The 25129-nt window shown below is 65.8% G+C and carries 18 protein-coding genes; 10 read left to right on the top strand and 8 right to left on the bottom strand.

Going from position 1 to position 25129, the window contains the following annotated elements; all coding sequences use genetic code 11:
- Positions 1-41: 41 nt before the first annotated feature.
- Both SAS01S_RS11440 and SAS01S_RS11430 read right to left on the bottom strand, forming a co-directional pair.
- A complete protein-coding gene (locus tag SAS01S_RS11440) occupies positions 42-1169 on the bottom strand; it encodes an MBL fold metallo-hydrolase (protein ID WP_084238877.1) in 1128 nt (375 codons plus the stop codon).
- A 500-nt stretch (positions 1170-1669) separates the two neighbouring features.
- Positions 1670-2242 (bottom strand): Panacea domain-containing protein, encoded by a 573-nt coding sequence (locus SAS01S_RS11430; RefSeq protein WP_066807989.1) that lies wholly within the window; start codon positions 2240-2242, stop codon positions 1670-1672.
- Positions 2243-2645: 403 nt separating this feature from the next.
- Here SAS01S_RS11430 and SAS01S_RS11425 point away from each other — a divergent pair, with 403 nt between their 5' ends.
- From SAS01S_RS11425 to SAS01S_RS11405, 5 genes are all read left to right on the top strand, one after another.
- Entirely contained in the window at positions 2646-3932 is a 1287-nt protein-coding gene (locus SAS01S_RS11425) for an NAD(P)/FAD-dependent oxidoreductase (RefSeq protein WP_066807988.1), read from the top strand.
- 732 nt (positions 3933-4664) lie between these two features.
- Positions 4665-10469, top strand: a complete 5805-nt coding sequence (locus SAS01S_RS11420) for an alpha-2-macroglobulin family protein (RefSeq protein WP_066807987.1) — start codon at positions 4665-4667, stop codon at positions 10467-10469.
- A gap of 205 nt (positions 10470-10674) precedes the next feature.
- Positions 10675-12900 carry a penicillin-binding protein 1C gene (gene pbpC / locus SAS01S_RS11415; RefSeq protein ID WP_084238867.1) on the top strand — a complete coding sequence of 742 codons (2226 nt, stop codon included), beginning with the start codon at positions 10675-10677 and terminating at the stop codon, positions 12898-12900.
- A 98-nt stretch (positions 12901-12998) separates the two neighbouring features.
- Positions 12999-13454, top strand: a complete 456-nt coding sequence (locus SAS01S_RS11410) for a hypothetical protein (protein ID WP_066807985.1) — start codon at positions 12999-13001, stop codon at positions 13452-13454.
- 329 nt (positions 13455-13783) lie between these two features.
- Positions 13784-14944: a serine hydrolase domain-containing protein gene (locus SAS01S_RS11405; protein WP_169804947.1), complete on the top strand. Its 1161-nt coding sequence runs from the start codon at positions 13784-13786 to the stop codon at positions 14942-14944.
- Here SAS01S_RS11405 and SAS01S_RS11400 read toward each other — a convergent pair.
- Entirely contained in the window at positions 14860-15837 is a 978-nt protein-coding gene (locus SAS01S_RS11400) for a GlxA family transcriptional regulator (protein ID WP_066807981.1), read from the bottom strand. The two genes, SAS01S_RS11405 and SAS01S_RS11400, sit on opposite strands and share 85 nt — an antisense overlap.
- A 108-nt stretch (positions 15838-15945) precedes the next feature.
- Here SAS01S_RS11400 and SAS01S_RS11395 point away from each other — a divergent pair, with 108 nt between their 5' ends.
- Positions 15946-16239 carry a hypothetical protein gene (locus tag SAS01S_RS11395; protein WP_066807979.1) on the top strand — a complete coding sequence of 98 codons (294 nt, stop codon included), beginning with the start codon at positions 15946-15948 and terminating at the stop codon, positions 16237-16239.
- 110 nt (positions 16240-16349) lie between these two features.
- Here SAS01S_RS11395 and SAS01S_RS11390 read toward each other — a convergent pair whose 3' ends face one another.
- Together SAS01S_RS11390 and SAS01S_RS11385 are read right to left on the bottom strand one after the other, a co-directional pair.
- On the bottom strand, positions 16350-16811 hold the full coding sequence (locus tag SAS01S_RS11390) for an RcnB family protein (protein WP_066807978.1): 462 nt from the start codon (positions 16809-16811) through the stop codon (positions 16350-16352).
- Positions 16812-17075: 264 nt separating this feature from the next.
- Positions 17076-17567, bottom strand: coding sequence for an outer membrane protein assembly factor BamE (locus SAS01S_RS11385; protein WP_066807977.1), 492 nt, complete (start codon positions 17565-17567; stop codon positions 17076-17078).
- A 126-nt stretch (positions 17568-17693) separates the two neighbouring features.
- Here SAS01S_RS11385 and SAS01S_RS11380 point away from each other — a divergent pair, with 126 nt between their 5' ends.
- Both SAS01S_RS11380 and SAS01S_RS11375 read left to right on the top strand, forming a co-directional pair.
- On the top strand, positions 17694-18197 hold the full coding sequence (locus SAS01S_RS11380; protein ID WP_066807975.1) for a ubiquinol-cytochrome C chaperone family protein: 504 nt from the start codon (positions 17694-17696) through the stop codon (positions 18195-18197).
- The gene (locus SAS01S_RS11375; protein WP_066807973.1) at positions 18194-18715 is read left to right on the top strand and encodes a YceD family protein; all 522 of its coding nucleotides are present in this window, start codon (positions 18194-18196) and stop codon (positions 18713-18715) included. The genes SAS01S_RS11380 and SAS01S_RS11375 overlap by 4 nt, the downstream gene beginning before the upstream one ends.
- Before the next feature lie 13 nt (positions 18716-18728).
- On the opposite strand, the gene SAS01S_RS11370 is transcribed toward SAS01S_RS11375, so the two are convergent.
- The 3 genes from SAS01S_RS11370 to SAS01S_RS11360 all read right to left on the bottom strand — a co-directional run bounded on the left by SAS01S_RS11370 (position 18729) and on the right by SAS01S_RS11360 (position 22577).
- Positions 18729-19022, bottom strand: coding sequence for a DUF6968 family protein (locus SAS01S_RS11370; RefSeq protein ID WP_157082779.1), 294 nt, complete (start codon positions 19020-19022; stop codon positions 18729-18731).
- Positions 19023-19035: 13 nt separating this feature from the next.
- The gene (locus SAS01S_RS11365) at positions 19036-19572 is read right to left on the bottom strand and encodes a SixA phosphatase family protein (RefSeq protein WP_066807969.1); all 537 of its coding nucleotides are present in this window, start codon (positions 19570-19572) and stop codon (positions 19036-19038) included.
- Positions 19573-19856: 284 nt separating this feature from the next.
- Entirely contained in the window at positions 19857-22577 is a 2721-nt protein-coding gene (locus tag SAS01S_RS11360; RefSeq protein ID WP_066807967.1) for an ATP-dependent DNA helicase, read from the bottom strand.
- 59 nt (positions 22578-22636) lie between these two features.
- Between SAS01S_RS11360 and SAS01S_RS11355 the strand changes: the two genes are divergently transcribed.
- Both SAS01S_RS11355 and nhaA read left to right on the top strand, forming a co-directional pair.
- Positions 22637-24217 carry a lysine--tRNA ligase gene (locus SAS01S_RS11355; protein ID WP_066807965.1) on the top strand — a complete coding sequence of 527 codons (1581 nt, stop codon included), beginning with the start codon at positions 22637-22639 and terminating at the stop codon, positions 24215-24217.
- A gap of 132 nt (positions 24218-24349) precedes the next feature.
- Positions 24350-25129: Na+/H+ antiporter NhaA (nhaA, locus tag SAS01S_RS11350; protein ID WP_084238863.1), on the top strand; the 780-nt coding region annotated here is incomplete at its 3' end.

Here is a 25129-nt window from a genome sequence, read left to right as displayed (position 1 = left end):
CCTCTGTTCGCGGACCTGAACCAGGGCATGAAGATCACGCGTCAGGCCCGGCGGCCGGGTTCCTCGAACAGGAATTTCGATCCGACATAGGAACGGACCACCTTTTGCGGCATCAGGCGCAGCGCTTCGGCAATGAACACTTCGCCAGTGCAATGCATCGGGATCAGGTACGTCGGATCGATCCGCGCGAATTCCGCCACCGTGCGGCGCGCTTCGTCATCGGTTCTTGGGCGCACGAGGTGAAAGCCGCCGATCACGGCATGGACCTTTTGAATACCGGAGACCGCCTGTGCGCGGCGCACCGTGTTGATCACGCCGCGATGGCTGCACGACGCGATCACGACCAGCCCCAGCCCCTTCACGGCGTAACAGGTCGCCAATTCATGCTCGCCATCGTCGGGCAATTGCGTCGCGGCGCGCTTGGCCGGCGCAAGCCCGGCACGGTCGCAGCCGACGCCCGGACGCATCTGCGTCGGGATGGCGGCGCGTTCGAAGCTTTCGAGCGGAATCACTCCGGTGGTAAAGGCTTGATCGGCGATGATCGCGGGCTCCGGCCGGATGCGGACATCGTAGCCGGCTCTTGCCAGCGCCTTGCGATCGAGCGCGCCCATGATCGGCGGCGGGTCGCCGATCTGCGCGACCCGCTCGCAGAACGTCTCTTCGCCGCCCACCGTCAGCGGAACGCGGCGCGTGCCCTTGGGGGCGGTCTCACCGAACAAGCCGGCAAATCCGCCATAATGATCGAGGTGGCCGTGGCTCAGTACCGCGGCATCAATGCTCCGCGGGTCGATGCCCAGCAGCGAAAGGTTGTTGGCAAGCGTCTCGCGCGAATAGCCGAAGTCCACCAGCACTCGACGCGATTGACCCGAGCGCTGCGATTCCGCGAGGATAGAGAGCCCGAACTCGCCCAGCAACGCCCGGGGCAGCATGCGCGCGACCTGCGGCCCGCCATTGCCGGCTCGGATCACTTTCATGCCCGGCAAGTCGAGATTGGGCAGGAAGGGGCCAAAAGTCGCGGCGTCGTCGATGACCTGCAGGGCGAGTTTGTCCACCTCCGGCACGACCAGCGGAGGCGCCTTCCCGGCTGCCCGAAGCGGCCCGTTCAACAGCCCGATCAGTCCCGCGGCCACGACCAAGCGACGCGACACGACACCTGTTGCATTGGACATCCCGTGCCCTCCCGGCGGACGGACTAGCACATATTTGGCCATCCTCCACGGCCGCCCTGGGTCGGAACCCAAACCGAGGACGCACTACGACGACGGGTGCAGCAACCCCTGATTAGAAATTTGGGGATTTATGCACTTGGCACGGTAATTCCCCTGCAGCGGCTAGGTTTCAGAAAGGGGTTGGGTCATCGTACTCATCCCATGGATCACCGTATGCCATGTCCCCAGGATCCGACATTGCAACGTGCAGTTTGATAACGGCCTGCCGCTCCAGATCGACCGTAAAAAGGAGGCGATAGGCTGGGATTGCTTTGACACCCTTGATGCGAAGCTTGGTCTTGAAGATCCGTATGTCCGACTGCTCCGTAATCCGCGGAGCGGCCAAGGGGTTGCGGTGGAGGAACACGTCCAGCCACGCAATTGCATTATCTACCTCAGCATAGCCTCCACACTGTAGGACCGACTCGTCATAGGAGTCATGTTCCTCAATGTTCCAGCCGCTAGACCCGTAGCCCCCATCCGTGTTTGTCATTGAGGCTCCGGGCGTCGGCAATATCGGAAGGTGTTGCGCGTTCGTTCGACAAAAACGCGACCTCGTAGGGAATGTACTGGCGATCTGCGAGTATATGCCAAGCGACTTGGTGGCTTTCCTCGCTAATGTCTGTGGCAGTGCGCCCCGACAACTCAGCAATGACCATATCTACGATCGCCAACTCACCCTTCGTGAAAAGGGAAACGTCAGCCCCCCTTAGCGGCACGGTACGATGCCGGGTGTAGTTGCCTGCAGGAACCTCTACGATCTCTATAGCAGACTCCTCAACGAGGTCCCTACGTACCTTACGAAGCTGAACAGGCGCCGGGCCACGATCCAGCCGGAAATATGCCGCGCCGGTCAAGGGCATGCCCAGCCGCTCGTAAGCGCGCATGTCTGCATAGAACATGATTTTATTGAGCATTGTGGCCCCAAACTGGGGATCGTTTGCACACTTCTCTGACACATAGATAAGCAACTCACGGAACCGCTCCGGCCCATGAGGAACGTCAATCGTATAATTTACGTCCTTGTCGCTCATCGACACCTCGGAAAAACATTTATCACAAACGCTTGACAAAGCCTAACTGTTTCGTCCGCGGTTGGGCGACTCGCTCCGCCGAATCCTCAGACTCGCAAGATCGGTTTGTAACTGAGGGTGCTTTCCCCAACACCTGCCTATGCAATGTCTGCCGGGGGCGGCCCTAACACCGGATTACGGTGACGGGCGCAACAACACCCAATTAGAAGTGAGAGTTAGGGATACATGCACGCGTTCCTGGACAGCCTCGCTAACATGTCGTGCGCGCCATCACTCCAATCCGAACTGGTCACGAAGCAGGCGTGGCTTCTGGCGCCGCCGGTAATGGGCTGCTCGCTCCCGCCATCCTATATAGATGCAGCCATGGTCCGTGATCGGACATCGAGGTAAGCGGAGGCAACCGATGACTGTTCGTACGAATAAGGTGAGGCGGCACCGCGTCGTCATCGTCGGGGCGGGCTTTGGCGGTCTATGGGCAGTAAAATGCCTGAAAGGCGCGCCGGTCGACATCATTCTCGTCGATCAGCGCAACCACCATCTGTTCCAGCCTTTGCTCTACCAGGCCGCCACGGCGGCGCTGGCGCCGTCCGAGATAGCGTGGCCGATCCGATCGATGCTGCACGATCGCCGCGATGTCACGACCATCCTCGCGACCGTGACCTGCGTGGATATGGCGGGTCGTGCCGTGCAGCTCGCGGACGGTAGCCAGATTGCTTATGACACGCTGATCCTCGCGACCGGCGCACGGCATGGCTATTTCGGCCATGACGAGTGGGAAGAGTTCGCCCCCGGCCTCAAGACGATCGAGGACGCCACGGCCATCCGCGGCCGTATCCTCGCAGCCTTCGAGGAGGCGGAGCGCGAAACCGATCCCGTTCGACAGCAGGCCTTGCTGACCTTCGCTATCGTCGGCGCCGGTCCCACCGGCGTCGAGCTCGCCGGGACGATCGCCGATCTTGCCCATGATACGCTGCCGCGCGACTTCCGCGCGGTCGATACGCATCGTACCAAGGTGCTGCTGGTCGAGGCCGGGCCCAAGGTGCTCAACGGCTATCCCGACGAGCTTTCCAACTATGCGAAGAACGCGCTGGAAAAGCTCGGCGTCGACGTCTGCCTAGGCGCGCCGGTGACGCAGATCGAACGGGGCGCGATCACGTTCGGCGATCGGCGGGTCGAGGCGCGGACGATCGTCTGGGCCGCGGGCGTGCGCGCCTCGCCTGCCGCGGAATGGCTGGGGGCGGCGGCCGACCGCAACGGCCGGATCATCGTCGAACCAGACCTCAGCGTGCCCGGCCATCCGGAGATTTTCGCCATTGGCGATACGGTCTCGGTCAAGGCGCCCGACGGCTCGCCAGTGCCGGGGATCGCGCCGGCCGCCAAGCAGGAAGGCGCATTCGTCGGCGAGACGATCCGGCGGCGGCTTACCGGCAAAGCCGAGACCGGGCCGTTTCGCTACCATCACCAGGGCAGCCTAGCACAGATCGGCAAGGGCAAGGCGGTGATCGATTTCGGGCGGATCAGGCTACGCGGCGCGATCGCCTGGTGGCTGTGGGGAATCGCCCATATCTATTTTCTGGTCGGCGTCCGCGCGCGGCTCAGCGTGGCGCTCAACTGGCTATGGATTTACACGCGGAATCAGCGTGCTGCCCGGCTCATCACGCGGCCGAATGGCGAAGCCGCGATCGATTGATGCCGCTTTCATCCTAGACTTCCCCCGACCTGAATTACCGTCTCCGTGCTCACGAAAAGCCACGACATAAGGGGTGTATGAAGCTCGCGGCCCGTTTCGCGGTTCTGGCGCTGGCACCTTCACCGGGATTACCGTGATAGCTTACTAAATGACCGAAGCTTCACGATAGCGCGCTGCCATAAACGCTCGGCCAAGTCAGATCCGGTGTGTTTAGTAAACTGTCATCGAAATGCTCCCCCGAGCGCCTTGTGGAGCCGATGGATCCGGTTGCGACGGGGGCGCTTGCCGAAGTTGGGCGCATCGCGGTTGCGAGTTTGTCGGCGGGTTAGTTCGGGCCACCATCGCGGATGATGGCAACCCATAGTCGTGTGGCAATTCCGCAGGTTACAAACCTGCCGTATTTTTGGGGCCGCGAAACGCGCGATATAGACCAAGCACGCAACCGGCGAGAGCGACGGTCCAAGCATATTTGTGGCCCCACCACCGGGCCGGATCATTGCGATCGGGGTAGGTCAGGGTAACCAGTATCAGCATACAGAATGCTGAAAGCAGGCCGTTCCAGTCCCGGACCTTCATTCCGACTTATCCGCAGGCTTATTCTTCACAATCTTGCCCAACCTCTCATCACCTAACATTGATCGTCTGTCCTAACGCCGCTTTCATACTAGACTTCCCCCTAACCTTCGATACCCTCCGCCCGGCTCACATGAAGCCACGACAGAAGGGGGATGTATGAAGCTCGCGGCCCGTCTCGCGGTCCTTGCGCTGGCGCTTTCACCGGCGCTCGCCTTCGGCGACAATTCCCCGCACATCACCGTCGCCACGCCCGGCGTCGGCAACGGATCGATCGAGCGCTTCACCGCGCGCTTCAGCCAGCCGATGGTGGCGTTGGGCGATCCGCGCGCGCCTGCCCCCTTCGACGTCACCTGCACGGTCAATGGTCAGGGGCGCTGGGCCGATCAGCAGACGTTCGTCTGGGAATTCGCCAACCCACTGCCCGGCGGCACCAAATGCGAGTTCAAGGTCAAGGCCGGGACCAAGAGCGTGTCGGGCTATGCGCTCAACGACAGCAATACCTACACGGTCGACGCCGGCGGGCCGATGGCCAAGGCGATCTTGCCGGGCGAGAATAGCGACGAGATCGAAGAGGGTCAGGTCTTCCTGATCGCCGCCAACCTGCCGGCGACGCCGCAATCGGTCGGCGCCAATGCCTATTGCTCGGTCGCCGGCCTCGGCGAGAAGATTCCGGTCGACGTGCTGCCGCCCGACACCGCGGGCAAGCTGATCGCCGAGATGGGCACCGACAATAATTACGCGGTGCAGAGCTTCCTGGAGAGCGGCGGCCTGCCCGCGACGGTGCCGGCGAGCGAGGCCGATCGCGCCAAGACCTATCAGGGCGTGACCGCGCTGCGCTGCCGCCGGCCGTTGCCGCCGGGGCACGACATGTCGCTGGTCTGGTCGGGCAAGATCGCCAGCGCGAGCGGCAAGCCCGCGGGGACCGATCAGCGCTTCGACTTCACCGTGCGCAAGCCGTTCGCGGCGCGGTTCGAATGCAGCCGCACCAATGCCCAGGCCGGCTGCAACCCGGTCGAGAAAGCCTATCTGCGCTTCACCGCGCCGATCCCGACGTCGCTCGCCAAACAGGTCAAGATCACCACTGCCGACGGCACGGTGATCGCGCCGGTGTTCGACAAGGACGAGCAGAAATCGGCGACGATCAGCGACATCACTTTCGCCGCGCCAATGCCCTATTCGACCACTGCCAAGGTCTCGATCCCGGCGGGGGTGAAGGATGAAAGCGGGCGGACGCTGACCAATGCCGAGCGCTTCCCGCTCGATATCCGCATCGACCAGGCGCCGCCTTTGGTGAAGTTCGCCGCCGGCTTCGGCATCCTCGAGGCCAAGGAAGGCGGCGTGCTGCCGGTCACGGTGCGCAATGTCGAGCCGGCGCTGCAGGGCCAGAACCTCAATATCGGCGGGCAGACGCTGCGGGTCGAGGGGTCGGACGGCAAGATCGCCGAGTGGCTGCGCACGGTGAACTCCGCCGACGACACCAATATCGAGGATATCAAGAAGGGCGATGAGGTCGTCGGCCATATCCAGAATACCGGCGCAACCCCGATCCTGACCGGCTCTAACGCCGGCGCGTCGATGAAGATCGGCCTGCCCGGCAAGGGCAAGGATTTCGAGGTCGTCGGCATCCCGCTGACCAAGCCCGGATTCTATGTCGTCGAGCTGGCCAGCCCGGTGCTGGGGCAGGCGCTGCTCGGCCGCAAGGCGCCGCGCTATGTCGCGACCGCCGCTTTGGTCACCAACATGGCGGTCCATTTCAAATGGGGGCGCGAGAAGAGCCTGGCCTGGGTGACCAATCTCGACACCGGGCTGCCGGTCGGCAATGCCGCGGTGGCGGTGACCGACAGCTGCACTGGGCAATTGCTCGCCAATGGCACGACCGACAAATCGGGCGCGGTGTTCATCCCCGCGGGCCTGCCGCAGCCGGAGACCTATGGCGGCTGCGACAATGATTATCAGAACCATCCGCTGATGGTGTCGGCGCGCGCCGGCGACGATTTCAGCTTCACCCTGACCGATTGGGGCGAGGGTATTCGGCCGTACGATTTCGACCTGCCTTATGGCTATTCGGCGTCGGGCGACGTGTTCCACACCGTGTTCGACCGCGCTTTGGTCCGCCAGGGCGAGACGATCCACATGAAGCACATCTTGCGCCAGCCCAACGGCGCCGGGTTCGCCCTGGCGCCGGGCTTTACCGGCACGCTGCGGCTGTCGCATCGCGGGTCGGACACCAATTTCGACTTGCCGCTGACGATCGACGCCAATGGCATCGGCGAGACCGAATGGACCGCGCCGCAGGGCGCGCCGATGGGCGATTACGATATCTCGGTGATCGACGGCGACAAGACGATCGCGACCAATCAGTCGTTCAAGGTCGACGAGTACAAATTGCCGACGATGCGCGCGACCGTGACCGGGCCCAAGGAGGCGGCGATCCGGCCCAAGTCGCTGCCGCTCGATCTGTTCGTCGGCTATCTCGCGGGGGGCGGCGCGTCGAACCTGCCGGTCGAGATGCGCGTCGGCTATTTCGGCCGCAGCGCGACTCCCGACGGCTATGACGGCTATACGTTCGGCGGGACCGATGTGAAGGAAGGGACCAAGCCGCTCAACGGCGATGGCGAGGAGGAAGAGACCCCGCTGCCGCCGACCCAGACCTTGCCCGCGACCCTGGGCAGCGACGGCACCACGCGGACCTCGGTCGACGTGCCGCAGGTCGACCAGGCGACCGACATGCTCGTCGAGATGGACTATCAGGACGCCAATGGCGAGGTGCTGACCGCGTCGAAGCGCATCCCGATCTTCCCCTCGGCGGTGCAATTGGGCGCCAAGACCGACGGCTGGCTGATGAAGCAGGACGATCTCAGGCTGAGCTTCGTCGCGCTCGACACCGACAACAAGCCGAAGAAGGGCCAGGCGATCAGCGTCGCGCTCTACAGTCGCCAGGTGCTGACCGCGCGGCGGCGGCTGATCGGCGGCTTCTACGCCTATGACAACCAGATGAAGACGACCAAGCTCGGCGGATCGTGCAGCGCGACCACCGACGAGCTTGGCCTGGCCAAATGCACGATCGACCCGGGCGTGTCGGGCGAAGTCTATATTGTCGCGACCACGCGCGATGCCGACGGCAATGTCTCGCGCGCGGTGCGATCGGTATGGCTGGCGGGCGATCAGGATTGGTGGTTCGGCGGCGACAATGGCGACCGTATGGACGTCGTCCCCGAACAGCAGACCTACAAGGCCGGCGAGACCGCGCGCTTCCAGGTGCGCATGCCGTTCCGCGAGGCCGAGGCGCTGGTCACGGTCGAGCGCGAAGGCGTGTTGTCGAGCTTCGTGACCAAATTGTCGGGCGCCAATCCGGTGGTCGAGGTCAAGATGCCGGGCAGCTATGCGCCCGACGTGTTCGTCTCGGTGATGGCGGTGCGCGGGCGCGCGCAGCCCGGCGTGTGGAGCTGGTTCCAGGGGATCGGCAAGGCCTTGGGCTTCACCAGCGCGCCGAGCGAGGCGCAGGAACCGACCGCGTTGGTCGACCTCGCCAAGCCGAGCTATCGTCTCGGCATCGCCAAGGTGAAGGTCGGCTGGGAAACGCACCAATTGGGCGTCACGGTCAAGGCCAACAAGGAGCGCTATGCCGCGCGCGACACCGCGACGGTCGACGTTTCGGTCAAGGACCCCGACGGCAAGCCGGCGAAGACCGCCGACGTGGCGTTCGCCGCGGTCGATCAGGCATTGTTGCAGCTTGCGCCCAACGACAGCTGGAACGTGCTCGACGCGATGATGGGCGACCGGCCCTTGTCGGTGCTGACCGCGACCGCGCAGACCCAGGTGGTCGGCAAGCGCCATTACGGCAAGAAAGCGGTCGAGGCCGGCGGCGGCGGCGGCGGCGATCTGTCGGGATTGAACCGCGAGAATTTCCAGCCGGTATTGCTGTGGAAGGGGCGCGTGACGCTCGATGGCAGTGGCCATGCCCAGGTGCCGGTCCCGCTCAATGACGCGCTGACGAGCTTCAAGCTGGTGGCGATCGCCACCGACGGCGCGCAATTGTTCGGCACCGGCAGCGCCGATATCCGCACCGCGCAGGATCTGTCGGTCTATGCCGGCCTGCCCAGCCTGGTCCGCACCGGCGACAGCTATGCCGCGGGCTTCACGCTCAGGAACGGCTCGGACAAGCCGATGACGGTGACCGCAGAGGTCGCGCTCGAGCCGCAGATCGCCAAGGGCAATCCGATCACCGTGACGATCCCGGCCGGCGGTGCCGCGCCGATCGCGTGGAACCTGACCGCACCGGCACAAGGCGGGCAGCTCAAATGGACGGTCAGCGCCAAGTCGTCGGACGGCAAGGCGGTCGACAAGATGACCACCGTCCAGGACGTCGTCCCCGCGGTGCCGACCGAGGTGTGGGCAGCGACGCTCGCGCGGGTCGGGCCCAATACGTCGATCGCGATCACCCCGCCCAAGGGCGCGCTGCCCGGCTTCGGCGTGGTCGACATCAAGCTCGACGACAGCCTCGCCCCGCCGCTCGAGGGCGTGCGCCGCTTCATGGCGCTCTATCCCTACGATTGTTTCGAACAACGGCTGAGCCGGATCGTCGCACTGGGCGACACCGCGGGCTGGGGTCAGCTTGTCGGCGAGATCCCGACCTATCAGGCCGACGACGGGCTGTTGCGCTATTGGCCGCAGGCGTCGCTCAAGGGATCGGAGGCGTTGACCTCGTACGTCCTCGAACTGACCAGCGATGCCGGGCTGCCGATCCCCGAAGCCGCCAAGACCAGGATGGTCGAGGGGCTGAAGGCAGTGCTGGACGGGCGCTTGCGGCACGAGGATTATGGGGACGTCCGGCTGCAGCGGCTGAACGCGTTCAACGCGCTGGCGCGGGCGGGGGCGGCGACCCCGGCGATGCTCGGCCAGATCGGCATCACCCCGCAGGAAATGCCGACCTCGATGCTGTCCGACTATATGGTCGCGCTCGACAAGGTGTCGGGGCTGGCCAATGCCAATGCCTTGCGCGGGACTGCCGAGAACGTGCTGCGCACGCGGCTGGTCTACGAAGGAACGCGGCTCGATCTGTCCGATCAGTCGAACGCGCCGTGGTGGCTGATGTCCTCGGGCGACGAAGGTGCGATCAAGGCGGTGATCGCGACGCTGGGCCGGCCGGGCTGGAACGACGATGCGCCCAAGATGATGGTCGGCGTGTCGCTGCGCCAGCAGCGCGGGCGCTGGGATACCACCACCGCGAATGCCTGGGGGACGATCGCGGCGAAGAAGTTCGGCGGGCTCTATCCGGCGAGCGCGATCATGGGGACGACCAGCTTGAGCTTGGGGCAGCAATCGGTCCTGAAATCCTGGCCGCTCGCCGCCGACGCGCGCAAGGCGAGCTTCGCGTTGCCGGCCGTCCAGACGCCGCTGCTGCTGCGGCAATCGGCAGGCGCGGGCCCATGGGCGACGGTCCAGGTCTCGGCCGCGGTGCCACTGACCCAGCCGTTGTTCGCCGGCTATCGCGTGTCGAAGAAGGTCGAGCCGGTCAGCCAGCGGGTGAAGGGCCAATATAGCCGCGGCGACGTGCTCAAGGTGACCTTGCTGGTCGAGGCCACTGCCGAGCGCAATTGGGTAGTGGTCAACGACCCGATCCCGGCGGGCGCGACTCTGGTCAGCGATCTCGGCGGCCAGTCGCAGATGCTGGCCGGACAGGAACAGGCGGGTGGCGGCTCGCGGTTCAGCGTGACCGACAAGGACGGCAAGGTGTGGGATGTCCAGGCCGGCGTTTCGCCCGCTTATGTCGAGCGGCGGCGCGATTCGTGGCGCGGCTATTTCGACTGGGTCCCGCGCGGCAATTTCGCCATCGTCTATCTGATGCGGCTCAACGGCGCCGGCACGTTCAGCATGCCGTCGACGCGAGTCGAGGCGATGTACTCGCCGTCGATCAATGCGCAGCTACCCAATGCGTCGATGACCATCGCGCAGAAGTGATGGGTGCGGGGTGTCGTCACTTCACTCCCCTCCCCTTTAGGGGAGGGGCTGGGGGTGGGGGAGTGCCCCAAGCGAGCCGCATTTGGATAGCCCCCACCCCAACCCCTCCCCTGAAGGGGAGGGGTTTAAGGTCAACGTTCCTCTTCACCCGGTTCCTTTACAGGGCGGGAAGATGTGAAGCACGCTTCCCTCCGGACATCACACGATGAGCCGATGGGGAGAATGGCTGCGCGTCGCCTGGACCCGCGCCCGCGCAATCGAATCCCGCGTCGACGACGGCATTGCTGCCGCCGGGCATTGGCTAATCGACCACCGCCCGCGCACCCGCGCGCACTGGATCGTCGCGATCCTCGGCCTGCTCGTCGTCGCCGGCGGGGTGATCGACTATCTGACCCTTCCCCCGCCGATCCCGACCTATCGCGACGTCCGCGCCGGCTGGAAATCGTCCGAGGCCTGGCTCTACGATCGCCACGGCGTGCTGATCGATTCGTCGCGGGTCGATTATGCCCGGCGCCGGCTGGCCTGGGTCGCGCTCGACAAGATCGCCCCATCAACCCGGGAGACGCTGGTCGCAGCGGAGGACCATCGCTTCTACAGCCATTGGGGAGTCGACTGGCTGGGCAGTCTGGGCGCGCTGCGCGACCGGATCGAGGGGCGCAAGTCGCGCGGCGCCTCGACGCTCAGCATGCAGCTCGCGGGCTTCCTCTCGCCCGACCTCGCACGGCCCGGCGCACGCTCCTGGCTCGACAAGATCCGTCAGATGCGCGCCGGGATGGCGGTCGAGAGCGTCTGGGGCAAGGACGAGATACTCGAAGGCTATCTCAACCTCGCCGGCTTCCGTGGCGAAGCGCAGGGGATCGGCGCCGCGGCGCTCGGGCTGTTCGGCAAGACTCCCGACGCGCTAAGCCGCGACGACGCGCTGATGCTCTCGGCGCTCCTGCCCGATCCGCAGGCAGGCGCGGGATCGGTGGCGCGGCGCGCCTGTTTGCTCAGTCATGAGAAGGATTGCTCGCGCTTCGAGGGCGAGGCCTATTCGATGCTCGGCCCGGCGCGCAGCCTGGCGCTCGATCCCGGCCTCGCGCCGCACCTCGCCAACAAGCTGCTGACCAAAGCGGGGCTGCGCGTCACCACCACGCTCGACGCCGATATCCAGCGCACCGCGATCGCCGCGCTCAAACGCCAGCTCGAGGGATTGGGCGGCAGCCGCGCGCGCGACGGCGCAGTGGTGGTGCTCGACAATGCGACCGGCGACGTGCTGGCTTATGTCGGCGGGATCGGCGGCAATTCGACCGCTCCCTCGGTCGACGCGGCGGGGGCCTACCGCCAGGCGGGATCGACGCTGAAGCCATTCCTGTACGCCGAGGCGATCGAGAAGGGATATCTTACCCCCGCCTCGATCCTCGACGATTCGCCGGTCCAGCTCGACACCGCGTCGGGGCTCTATGTCCCGCAAAATTACGACAAGGGGTTCAAGGGGCCGGTGTCGGCGCGCTCGGCGCTGGCGGGGTCGCTCAACGTACCCGCGGTGCGGACCCTGCTGCTGATCGGGGTCGATTCGTTCCGCGATCGGCTGTGGGACACCGGCTATCGGGGGCTGGTCGAGGACGGCGATTATTACGGCTTCTCGCTCGCTTTGGGATCGGCCGAAGTGACCCTGCTCGAACAGGCCAACGCCTATCGCAGCCTCGCCAATGCCGGACGCTGGGCGCCGGTGCGGATGACGGCGACCGACCCGGTCCCGGCGTCCAAGCCGATCACCACGCCCCAGGCCGCCTGGATCGTCGCCGACATGATGGCGGATCCCAATGCGCGCGCGGTCACCTTCGGGCTCGATTCGTCGCTGCGGCTGCCGTTCTGGGCGGCGGTGAAGACCGGCACGTCGAAGGCGATGCGCGACAATTGGTGCGTCGGTTTCTCTGATCGCTACACCGTCGCGGTGTGGGTCGGGAATATGGAAGGCGACCCGATGCGCGCCGTCTCCGGGACCAGCGGCGCGGCGCCGGTCTGGCGCGATGTGATGCTCGCGCTCCATGCCGATCGCGCGAGCAAGGCACCGCCGATGCCAGGCGGGGTGGAGGCGCGCGCGATCCGCTTCGCCGACAATATCGAACAGCCGCGCCGCGAATATTTCCTCGCCGGGACGGGCATGAACGTGGTGACGGCCGCGCCCGACACCTCGCGCCGCCCGCGCATCACCAACCCGGTGTCGGGCAGCGTCTATGCGATCGACCCCGACATCCCGATCGACCGCCAGCGCCTCGCGGTCGCGGTGTCGGGCGATGCGGTCACGCATCGGCTGGTGCTCGACAAGCAGGATCTGGGCGACGCCAGCACCGCGCCGCTGATCCTGCCCGGGCCGGGGCGGCACCGGCTGGCGTTGCTCGATCTGTCGGGAAAAGTGGTCGATCAGGTGATGTTCACGATGCGGTGAAGGTTGTCTCCGTAGCCGCGGCCGGACCGACCCGGAATGGCGGGAAAGCAGCTTATGACCCGATGGCGGTCATTGACGATCGACGATAGACCAGAACCATGCGGAACCTCCGTCTATCGTTCGTCCTCTTAGTGGCCCGCTACGGTTGCAGCGGGTCGCAATCGGCGATCACCAATTGTGCCGACGCTGCCAAACCCGCGCTGGTGATCGAAAAGTGTTTTGGGGGTAATCTGCAAACCGGTCATTACCTTGGCGATGTCGCCTGTTTCCCGTTTAGCGAGCCGCAGCGATTTACGGGCATCTGGCATGTCGAACTGGAAGGGTCGTTCTTCGAGGCGCCGTCAGCCAACGGGATTCACCCTCGCAACGTGTGGCTGGACGTGGCCAATCCGCCGAAAGTAGCCCAGGCTTCCATGCAAGGCGATGCTCCGCGAGATTTCGCGGTCGACTTGATCGGACGGCGGTCGCTCTGCGCCGGGATGTTCGGTCATATGGGGGTGATCCCCCACGAGATAACGGTGGAGACACTGACCTCCATTCGGCAAGTTCGTTAGAGACTGAGAGCGGCTGAGGGGCTGCTTGCGGTCGAACCGGATATCGTGGTCAGATTGCGATGAAGAAACGGGGCATCCGGGCGGGCATTGAAAACGCCCGGACGCGCCGCCTTCCACTGGGAGCTTACCGGTAGAAGCGGTTTATCACGCGCAGCACGACGCAGGAGAGCATTTGCATGAGGACAATGAGGACGGGAGGCCTGGGCCGCCGAGATATTCTGACCGCGGCGGCGGCGATCCCGTTATTAGCGCTTGATGCCGCGCCGGCTGTGGCCGCGGCTGCGCGCGGCGCGGATTCAAGCCCTGTACTTGCCGACTTCGAGCGCCGCGTGCGCGCAACCATGGCCGCGGAGTCGATCCCCGGCATGACCGCGGGATTCGCGCGAGGCGCTACGCAATGGGTGCGCGGCTACGGTTATGCCGATCTGGAAAACAAGGTGCCGGCGACCGCGATCTCGGCCTATCGCTATGCCTCGGTGCAAAAGCCGATGACGGCGGTTGCGGTGCTGCAACTGGTCGAGCGCGGCAAGATCGATCTCGATGCCGATATTCGCGAGTACCTTCCCTATTTTCCGAACAAGGGCCACCGCATCACGCCGCGCCAATTGCTCGGTCATATCGGCGGCATCCCCGATTATGCGAGCGAGGCCGACGAGCACCTCACCGAGCATAAGACTACGCGCGAGGCGATCGCGCTGTTCGCCGATCGTGCGCTGATCGCGGAACCGGGCACCAGGTTCAAATATACCAGCTATGGCTACAATCTGCTCGGCGCGGCGATCGAAACGGTCTCCGGCAAGGCCTATGGCGACTATATGCGCGAGCATATCTGGGGGCCGGCGGGCATGGCCTCGACACGGATGGAAGATCCGGCTGCCCTCATCCCCAACCGGGTGCGCGGCTATCGCTTTGTCGACGGCCAGGTGCGCAACTCCCAGTTCGTCGACGTCAGCAGCCGATTTGCCGCCGGCGCCTCGCGCGGGACTGTGCCCGACCTGCTGCGGTTCGGCACGGCATTGTCCGAAGGCCGCCTGATCGGCCCGGCCAGCATGACGCTGATGCGCACGCCGATGCGGACCCGCGACGGCAAGATCGCGGGATTCCCGCGCACCGACGGCTATGCGATGGGCTGGAGCGTACTCGGCCAGGGCAAGGATAGCCTGCTGTTCCACGATGGCGGCCAGCCGGAGACGCGCACGATGCTGATCGTCGATCCCCAGGCGCGCCTGACGGTCGCCAGCGCGCAGAATTACGAGCGCGACATCCATCCGCCGTTGGCCTTTGCGCTCTATGCGGCGGCGACGGCAAGGCGTTCCCGATCAAACCGGCCTGAGCCCGGGCGATCTCGGCGACGCCGGCGCATCGGCCGCCGGCGAATCCGTCTCGAACGGCCGCGTCGCTCAGGTCAGCGCAGATCGGCGCGTAGCTCTCGCACCCCGCGCCCCAGTCGTTCGCGCAGCAACGTACGCAGCGTCGCGCCGTCGACATAGCCGACTTCCGCCGCAATGGCGTCGAGCGCGAGGCCGCTGCCATGGAGCAAGGACTGCGCACGTTCGACGCGCAGGTCCTGGAAATACGCGAGCGGCGAGCGGCCGAGCACCGCCTGGCAGCGGCGTTGCAGCGAGCGCGGGCTGGTCGCCAGTGCGTTCGCTGCCTTGTCCAAGGAGAAGCCCTGCCGGAGATGCTCGCGCGCCCAGCGTTCGAACCGAAGGATCAGCGGGTCGGCCTGGGCGAGATGATTGGGGATGATGTACGGCGCCTGCGACGACCGGATATCGGCGAGCAGGTAGCGCGACACGACCGAGGCCAGCTCCGGGCTCGCTTGGCGGATCAGCCACAAGGCCAGGTCGAGATGTCCCATCGCCGCGCCGGCCGTGGCGCCGATATCGGTCGGCAGCAACATGCGCGATTCGTCGAGCAATATCTTGGGGTAACGCTGGCGGAACAACGGCGAGAGGAACCAGCTCGTGGTTGATTCGCGACCATCGAGCAATTTGGTTTCGGCGAGGATGAAGGTGCCGATGCACGACGCGGCAATCCGCGCGCCATCCTGGTTCCACTGCCGCAATTGCTCGACCGCGCGCCTGACATCGGGGCGCGCCAATGCCGGGACCAGAAGCTCTGGGGTCGGCGCCCTGAGCGCGGGCACGACCACCCAGTCCGGCTTTAGGTCCGGCGTCACCGGCGCGACCGGGACGATCAGCCCCCCGCTCGACCGCACTTTCCGGGTCACGCCGACGATCGTGAGGTCGAAGGGCGCCTTGTGGGCAGGGGTCGCCGCATCCTGGCGGCTGGCAAGATTGTTGGCGACGCTGAAAGCATCGAGCACGGCGGAGAGCCCGATGTCGAACGCGCCGTTGAGCGCGAGTACCACGATCCGCATGGCGTAAATGACCTCAAAGTTGTCAGTTACGACAATACCGCGACGGCGCGTGGCTGCCTAGATGTCTCTCCGTCGATCACTTGCGATCGACCCTTCAGGAGATTCCCCATGAAAATCCTCGCCATCGGATCGATCGTGAACCCGCCGACCGAAGAACAGCGCGAGCAAGCGTTGCTCAAGGAAGTGCCGCACACGCTGCAGCTCTATCTCGACGGCGTCATCGACCAGTTCTGGTTCCGCCACGACAGGATCGGTCCCGTCTTCCTGATGAACGTCGAGACGGTCGAGGCGGCCAAAGCAGTGACCGACAAGATGCCGATCATCGTCGAAGGTTTCGCGGCCTACGAATTCATCCCGGTCGGCCCGCTCGCGCCGCTCGGCCGGCTGATCCAGGACAAATGAAGCAAGGCGCCATGCCCGCGCGTCCGTCGCGGCGCCATGGCGCAGACAAAAAAACGGGGCGTCCGGGCGGGCATTGAATTCGCCCGGACGCCCCGCCTTCCACTGGGAGCTTACCAGTAGAAGTGGTTGATCACGCGCAGCACCACGCCGCGACGCGTGTCGATCAGCAGGACGTCGTCATAATGGCGCACCCAGCGCTGGCCGTAGCCGGCGGGCGGCAGGCGATAACGCCAGGGATCGTTGATCCAATAGGCCGAGCCCCAATAGCTCGGCGCGATGCGCACGCCGGGGCGGAACGCGTAATAGCGGAACGGGGCCCGCCAGGCGCCGCGCGAATAGATGCCGCGATTGCGGTTGCGCCAGTCGCGCCAGTCATTGTCGCCCCAGCGGCGGTCACGGTCCTCGCGCCAGTCGCGGCGGTCCTCGCGTAGCTCGCGACGGTCGCGCTGCAGGTCGCGGCGGTCTTCGCGCAGCTCGCGCTGATCGTGGCGGACTTCGCGCCAGGATTGCGCTTGTGCCGCGACCGGCATCACGGTCGCCGCGATCAGCGCGGTGAGGATCAATTTACGCATGATCGTCTCCTTCTTTTCCGAAACGGCATGTCTCCAGCGCCGCCATGCCGAGGAGGATTAAGATGGCAACGCTGAACCCGTCGCGAACGCCTCGGTCAGGTTACAGCAAGGATTTGGTGAGGTGACCACCGCGTGTGCCAGGAACCTACGTCACCCCGGGCTTGTCCCGGGGTCCACCGATCCGCAAGCTGAGGGTTCTCGGCACGGTGGATGCCGGCACAAGGCCGGCATGACGAAATAGATGAAGACCGGAAAGGCGGCCTTTTACGGCTGGCTGTCGTCACCGCCGCCGGTGCCCGCCCCGGCCGCGCCGACCGAGCCGATATTGCCGAACAATTCCTCGAAGAAGCTGCGCTTGCGGCCGAGCGTCGGGGTAGTCTTGCCGTACGGCCGCACCGACGCAACCTGATCCAGGCCCGTGCGCGTAATGTTCGACACAACGCCCTTCTGGTCGAACGCGATCTTGAGCGTCAGCTGGCTCCGCGCCTTGGGGTTCAAATAAGCGAGGTTGCGGCTGTCGCGCGCGACATAATACCATTCGCCCGAATTGAACTGGCTGGCGAAGCTGGGCTTGCCCAAAGTCTGGAGCACCGAGGCGCGATTGTCGACGCCCGGCTGGACCGAATTCACCAGGTCGGCATCGATGATATAGCCCTGGTGCGAGCGCAGCGAGGTGCAGCCGCCGGCGAGCGCCACAACCGCGATTGCCGCGGTCAGGCCGCCAAACCGACCAACCATCCGGACTGCCTTCACCATTCGATACTCTCCGTGCGCCGACGCCAATCACCCGGCGCATTTGCATCGCGCGCCGTTCGCCTCAATATGCGGGGTGGGCGGACGGCACAAGGCCGCCGCCGCATACGGCCCCTAAAGGCGAGATTGATGGGTTTTTTCGACAGGTTCAGGGCGAAACGTGACGAAACCGCGGCGCTGTACGCGGCATTGGTGGCGCGCGCGCGCCAGCCGCATTGGTATCTGGACGGCGCGGTCGCCGATACGGTCGACGGCCGGTTCGACATGATCGCGGCGGTGCTGGCGATGGTCATGCTCCGCCTGGAGGCCGATCCCGCCGGGGTCGCGGCGGCCGCGCACTTGTCGGAGGCGTTCGTCGACGACATGGATCCGCAATTGCGGGAGATCGGCATCGGCGACTTGCTGGTCGGCAAGCATGTCGGGCGGATGATGGGGATGCTCGGCGGCCGCCTGGGCGCCTATCGCGACGGGCTGGCGGCGGGCGACCTCAAGCCGGCATTGATCCGCAATCTCTATCGCGGCGAGGCGCCCGATCCGGCAGCGCTGGCGCATATCGAGCGCGACTTGCTGGCGTTGCGCCAGGGCCTCGATGGCATCGCGCTCGATGCATTGGTCGCAGGTCAGCTCCCGTGAGTGTTGAATTCGAGCGGCCGCAGCGCGTCGATACGATCGGCGACGATGCGCGCACCGTCGAGATCGACGCCGATGCGCAGGAACGCGCGGCACTGGCCAAACGGTTCGATCTGATCGGCATCGAGAAGCTGACGGGCAAGTTCACGATTCGCCGCGACGCCGCCGGGATCGTCGCCGACGGCCGCGTCCAAGCGGCGGTGACCCAGGCGTGCAGCATCACCGGCGATCCGCTGCCAGCGACGGTCGATGAGCAGGTTGCCCTGCGATTCGTCGCCGAAGCGGATGCCGGCCAGGACGAGGTCGAGCTGGGCGACAGCGATATCGACGTCATTCCCTATGAGGGCGGGACGATCGATCTGGGCGAAGTTGCCGCGGAAACCATGGCGCTGGCGCTTGACCCCTTTCCGCGCGGGCCGAACGCCGAAGCGGTACTCAAGGAAGCGGGCGTGTTGAGCGAGGAGCAGGCCAGTCCGTTCGGTGTGCTTGCGGGGTTGAAGGACAAGCTCGCGAAGAAGTGATCGCGCGGCGCGGTTAGTCCACGTCGAGGTCCTTGAGCGAATCCTGAATAGGGAGGCCGAGCCGGTGTCCATCCAGCCAGCGCACATCGCGTCCATCGTCTTTGCGAGCTACCAAAAGATCGACGTGCGCCGTTTGCATAGCGAGTAGCGCTGCCTGGATGGGATCAACGCCATAGATAGTGCGCCGGCGAGGTCCTTCCGGCCAGGCAATCTCGTAGGTGCAGCAATAGTCTCCCCGGTCCGGTTCCGGTTGGAAGAAGCTGCATCCGACCTCGACACCGTCCACTACAAAGGTGCGCGTCAACATGGGGGGTTGGCCGTCAGTCGGCATCCGGGCCCAGCCCTGGGTCAAGATCGCGCGGGCGAATGAAGGCCGTGAGCGTGCAGCCGCCCGCCGCGACATCGGCCCAGCTGTCGGCCTCGCACGTCATCACCGCCAGGCTGGCGGTCGGGAATTTGATCTCGACCTGGTCGCGTCGGGTGTCGCCATCGGGGACCAGCAGCAAGACCAGATCCTCGAGCCCAGGATTGTGCCCCGACAGGAGCAGGCTGTCCGCCACCACCGGCGCCTCGTGGACCAGTTCGAGCAACGTCGCGGCCGAGGCCAGATAGGCGCGGCGGTCCCAATCGGGGTCGATGCGGCGGCCATAGCCTTGCGACGCCTGCTCGAGCGTCTCGATCACCCGCGTGGCGGGAGAGGCAATGGCATAATCCCAGCTCAGGCCGATCGCGCGCATATGGCTGCCCATGGTCCGCGCGGCGCGCTCGCCCTTGGGATTGAGCGCGCGGTCGAAATCGCGGACGCCGTGATCGTCCCAACTCGATTTGGCGTGCCGGAGCAGGATGAGCGTCTTCATGGCGCCTTCTGGTTGATCGGACTGTCTAGGGTGTGCACTCGTAACTGGTAATGGTCGTGATCGCTCCCAGCAGTCCGCTGGTTAGGAGCGCCGCGCAGACGCGTAGCTTTAAGCTACGCGCAAGCAAGCGACGACGTCCAGCGGACTGCTGGGAGCGACCGCTTTGCGGCGGGTCGAATTTGGCGCCAGGACGTCGTCGCGAGTCGGTCACGATGCAATAGAGCATCGCTCCCTCCTTGCTCCTAGCCTGACACCAAATTCGACTCCGTCACGGCCGTTACCAGTTACGAGTGCACACCCTGAACCCCTTGCCCCAGCTGTGCGACAGAAGAAAGACGCGATCTCACGCGCGCGACGGCTTCGTCGAGCGGCACGCGCGCGATCGGCACCCCAGCGGGGAAAGCCGAGAGCAGCCGGCTGGGCATCGCCGCCGACAGCAAAACGAACGCGCCGCGATCGTCGGCGCGGCGGATCAGCCGGCCGAATGCCTGTGCCAGCTTGGCGCGGACGATGCGGTCGTCATAGGCCGAGCCGCCGCCGGCCAGCCGCCGCGCGGCGTGGAGCACGGTCGGCTTGGCCCAAGGCACGCCCTCCAGGATCACCTGGCGCAGCGATTCGCCGGGCACGTCGACGCCATCGCGCAAGGCATCGGTGCCGATCAGCGAGGCGCGGCGATCATCGCGGAACATGTCGACCAGGGTGCCGGGGTCGATCGGATCGACATGCTGGGCGTAAAGCGGCAGGCCGTCGCGGGCGAGGCGATCGGCGATGCGCGCATGGACGCCGCGCAAGCGACGGATCGCGGTGAATAGCCCAAGCGTGCCGCCGCCTGCCGCCTCGATCAGCCGGGCATAGGCATTGGCCAAGGCCGCGAGGTCGCCGCGCTTGACGTCGGTGACGATCAGCACTTCGGCCTGGCTGGCATAATCGAACGGGCTATGCGCCTCGAACAAGCCGGCGCCGCGATCGAGGTGCGGGATTCCGGCGCGCGCCTCGGCGATCGCCCAATCGGGATCGCCCGCCTTGAGCGTCGCCGAGGTGACCAGCACGCCGTGCGCCGGCTTGAGCACGGTCGAGGCGAGCGGACGCGTCGGGTCGAGCCAGCGGCGATGCAGCCCGATATCGATCTCGCGTCCCTCGATCCGTTCGACTGCCAGCCAGTCGACGAAATCGGGATCGGCCGGCCCGCCGATCCGCGCGAGCAGCCCGATCCAGGCGCCGACCGTGTCGGTGCGCCAGCCGAGCGAGGCGATCGCGCCCTCGACTCGAGCGCGGGCCTGGCCATCCATCCAGTCGGGCGCTTCGGCCAGCACCGCTTCGAGCCGCTGGCCCAGAGTCATTAGCGGGCGAAGCAGCGCTTCGAGCCCGTGCGCGGCTTCGGCCGCGGCCTCGATCAGCGCGCCGTCGGGTTCGGCGAGTTCGGTTTCGAGGCCATAGCCGGCATCGCCGTCCTGGGTCGCGCGGGCATATGTGAGTCCGCGCACTGCGGCGAGCAGGCGTTCGACCACCCCGAACGGCTCGCCTTCGGCAACGCGCTGCAGCCAACCATCGCTCGCGAGCGCGCGCGCCGCCTCGACCGCATCGCCGATCGCGCGGCCGCCCGCTTCGTCATAGCTGGCGACGTCGCTCAACCGCGCGGCGAGCCCACGGCGGCGGCCGCGCGAGGTCGATTCGGGCCCGACGATCCAGCGCCTGAGCTCAATCGATTCCTGGCCCGACAGCGCGACGCCGAACATCGAATCGGCGGCGTCGAACAGATGATGGCCCTCGTCGAACACGTAGCGCGTCGGCCGGCTGTTCGCCTCCCGCCCGCGCGCCGCATTGACCATCACCAGCGCGTGATTGGCGATGACGATATCGGCCTCGGCGCTGGCGCGGGCGGCGCGCTCGATGAAGCATTTGCGATAATGCGGACAGCCGGCATAGACGCACTCGCCGCGCCGGTCGGTCAGCGCGGTCGATCCGTTGCGGCGGAACAAAGTCGGCAGCCAGCCGGGCAGGTCGCCGCCGATCATGTCGCCATCGGCAGTATAGGCCGCCCAGCGCGCGACGAGATGCGCGAGCACCGCCGCACGGCCGGCAAACCCGCCCTGCAGCGCATCCTCCAGGTTGAGCAGGCAGAGGTAATTTTCGCGTCCTTTACGCGTCACCACGCGGCGGCGGCGCTCGACCGGGTCGGGGATCAGCCGCGACGTCTCATGGTTGAGCTGGCGTTGCAGCGCCTTGGTGAAGGTCGATATCCATACCGGCCCGCCGGCTGCCTCGGACCAGAGCGAGGCAGGGGCGAGATAGCCCAGGGTCTTGCCGATCCCGGTCCCCGCCTCGGCCAGCACCATATTGGGATTGTCGCGCAGGATACGCGGCGCGAAGGCGGCGGCGCAAGCTTCGGCGAAGGCGCGCTGGCCGGGGCGCTGCTCGGCCCCGGCGCCCGTCAGGTAATCGAGCCGCGCGGCGATATCGGCGTCGTGCAACGTCACCGGTCGCGGGGCGGGGCGCGGCGCGGCCTCATCCCATTCGGGCAATTTGGTGAACAGCCAGCGTTCGTGTTCGCGCGGTTTGGCGATGCGTTCGGCGACGAGCGGCGACCACGGCCAGCGCAGCCGCGCCAGGCTCTGCGCGGCGGTCCAGGCGCCTTCGCGCTCGGGCCAGTCGCCCTCGGCGAGCGCCAGCAAGGCCGCGGCAGCGTCGCGCAGGAACGGAGCGATGCGATCCTCGCTCTCGGGCTCGGTCAGGCCGAGCGCGCGGGCGAAACCGCGCGGCGTTGGCGCGAGGAACGTCGCCGGTTTGAGGAAGGCATAGAGTTCGAGCAGATCGAGCCCCGACAGATCGGCATAGCCCAGCCGTTGCCCGATCAGCGGCGCGTTGAGCACGATCATCGGCGTATCCGCCGCCAACCGGATCGCCTCGCCGCGCCCGACCGCGCGGCAGCCCTCGGCATCGGCGATCCACACTCCGGCATGGCTGGCGTGGAGGGCGGGATAGGGAAGGGTCACGGCCGCGTGCATTCCTCGAGGTTGCAAAACCGACCCGCTTCGCGCACTCGGCAGGCATCATGGTAGCGGAAATGGAACAGACAGGAAACGCCCTGCGCGCAGCGGCGATGGAGTCCAAGGCTTGGCCGTATGAGGAAGCGCGCAAATTGCTCAAGCGCTATCCCGACGGGGCACCGGCCAAGGGGCATGTCCTGTTCGAGACCGGCTATGGGCCGTCAGGCCTGCCGCATATCGGCACGTTCAACGAAGTGCTGCGCACGACGATGGTGCGGCGCGCATTCGAGACTTTGTCGGACATCCCGACCCGGCTGATCGCCTTTTCGGACGATATGGACGGGCTCAGGAAGGTGCCCGACAACGTCCCCAATAAGGAGATGCTGGCGCAATATCTCGGCAAGCCGCTAACCAAGGTCCCCGATCCGTTCGGCACGCATGACAGCTTCGCCGCGCACAACAATGCGATGCTGCGCGATTTCCTCGACCGCTACGGCTTCGAGTACGAGTTCGTGTCGTCGACGGATTACTATCTCGGCGGCAAGTTCGATGACGCGCTGCGTAATGTCCTGCGCCACTATCAGGCAGTGATGGATATCATGCTGCCGACCCTGCGCGCCGAGCGCCAGGCGACCTATTCGCCGGTGCTGCCGATCAGCCAGAAGTCGGGAATCGTGCTCCAGGTGCCGGTCGAAGTGGTCGATGCCGAGGCCGGGATCGTGCGCTTCGAGGATGAGGGCGAGACGGTCGAGCAATCGATCCTGTCGGGCGCCGCCAAGCTGCAGTGGAAGGTCGATTGGGCGATGCGCTGGGTCGCGCTCGGCGTTGATTATGAGATGGCGGGCAAGGATCTGATCGATTCGGTGATCCAGTCAGGCAAAATCACGCGCGCTTTGGGTGGTCGTCCGCCGGAGGGCTTCAACTACGAGATGTTCCTCGACGAAAAGGGCGAGAAGATCTCGAAGTCGAAGGGCAACGGCCTGTCGATCGACGACTGGCTGACTTATGGCCCCGACGAGAGCCTGGCCTTCTACATCTATCGCGAGCCCAAGAAGGCGAAGTCGCTCCATCTCGGGCTGATCCCCCGCGCGGTCGACGATTATTGGCAGTTCCGCGGTAATTACGCGGGCCAGCCGGTCGAGCAACGGCTGGGTAACCCGGTCCACCATATCCATAACGGCCCGCCGCCGGCGGAGACCTTGCCGGTGACGTTCGGGCTGCTGCTCAACCTGGTCGGGGTGATGGGCGGCGATGCGACCAAGGAGCAGGTCTGGGGGTATCTCGGCAATTATGTGGCCGATGCGTCGCCGGAAAAGTATCCGGCGCTCGACCAGTTGATCGGTTATGCGCTGGCCTATGCCCGCGATTTCGTCGCGCCGACGCTCCAGCGCCGCGCTCCGGAAGGGGTCGAGGTCGAGGCGTTGCGGCGGCTCGACGCCGATCTTGCCGCGTTGCCCGCCGGTGCGACGGCCGAGGACATCCAGAGCATCGTCTACGAGATCGGCAAGAGCGGCGGTTTCGCCGAACTGCGCGACTGGTTCAAGGCACTGTACGAGACCTTGCTCGGATCGAGCCAGGGGCCGCGCATGGGCAGCTTCATCGCTCTCTATGGGGTGGAGAATACGCGGAAACTGATCGCCGAGGCGTTGGCGCGGTAGGATTTACCAAGCTAACCAAAAACCTGCGTCACCCCGGGCTTGTCCCGGGGTCCACCGTGCCGCAAACCAACCGAGTGCGGCGCCTGCTGCACAGTGGATGCCGGCACAAGGCCGGCATGACGGAGTAAAGTGATGGTGGCGAAACGCGGTTCCATCCTCCGGGATTTTCTCAAGGACGAAGCGGCCGGGGGGATCGTGCTGATCGTCGCGGCGGTGCTCGCGATGATCGCAGCCAACTCGCCGCTCGCCGCCGACTATTTCCATCTGCTCCATATCGAAACCGGCCCGGTGCTCGCGCCCAAGCTCGGTCCGATGACGGTGCATCTGTGGGTCAACGACGCGCTGATGGCGGGGTTCTTCTTCCTCGTCGGGCTCGAGATCAAGCGCGAGCTGGTCGACGGCGAATTGTCGCGGCCCGCCGATCGTACCTTGCCGGTGATCGCGGCCGCAGCGGGGATGATCGCCCCTGCGATCGTCTATCTTGCGATCGTCGCGGGCGACCCCGCTTTGGCGCGTGGCTGGGCGATCCCGGCGGCAACCGATATCGCTTTCGCCGTCGGCGTGATGGCGCTGCTCGGGTCGCGTGTCCCCGCTCCGCTCAAATTGTTTCTGACCACCGTAGCGATCGTCGACGATATGGGCGCGGTGGCGATCATCGCGGTGGTTTATAGCCACGGGCTCGACCTGGTGTCGCTGGCCGGCGCGGCGGTAGTGCTGGGGATCATGGTCGCGATGAACCGCGGCGGCGTGGTGCGATTGTTGCCCTATGTCATCGCGTCGGCATTGCTGTGGTGGCTAGTGCTGCGCTCGGGCGTGCACGCCACGGTCGCGGGCGTGCTCGCGGCGATGACGATCCCGATCCGCACCTCGCCCGGCGCGCCCGACGATGCCGAATCGCCGCTGCATCGGCTC

It is taken from the genome of Sphingomonas asaccharolytica NBRC 15499, from assembly GCF_001598355.1.
Taxonomy (GTDB): domain Bacteria; phylum Pseudomonadota; class Alphaproteobacteria; order Sphingomonadales; family Sphingomonadaceae; genus Sphingomonas; species Sphingomonas asaccharolytica.
This window is presented reverse-complemented; position numbering and strand designations above follow the sequence as displayed.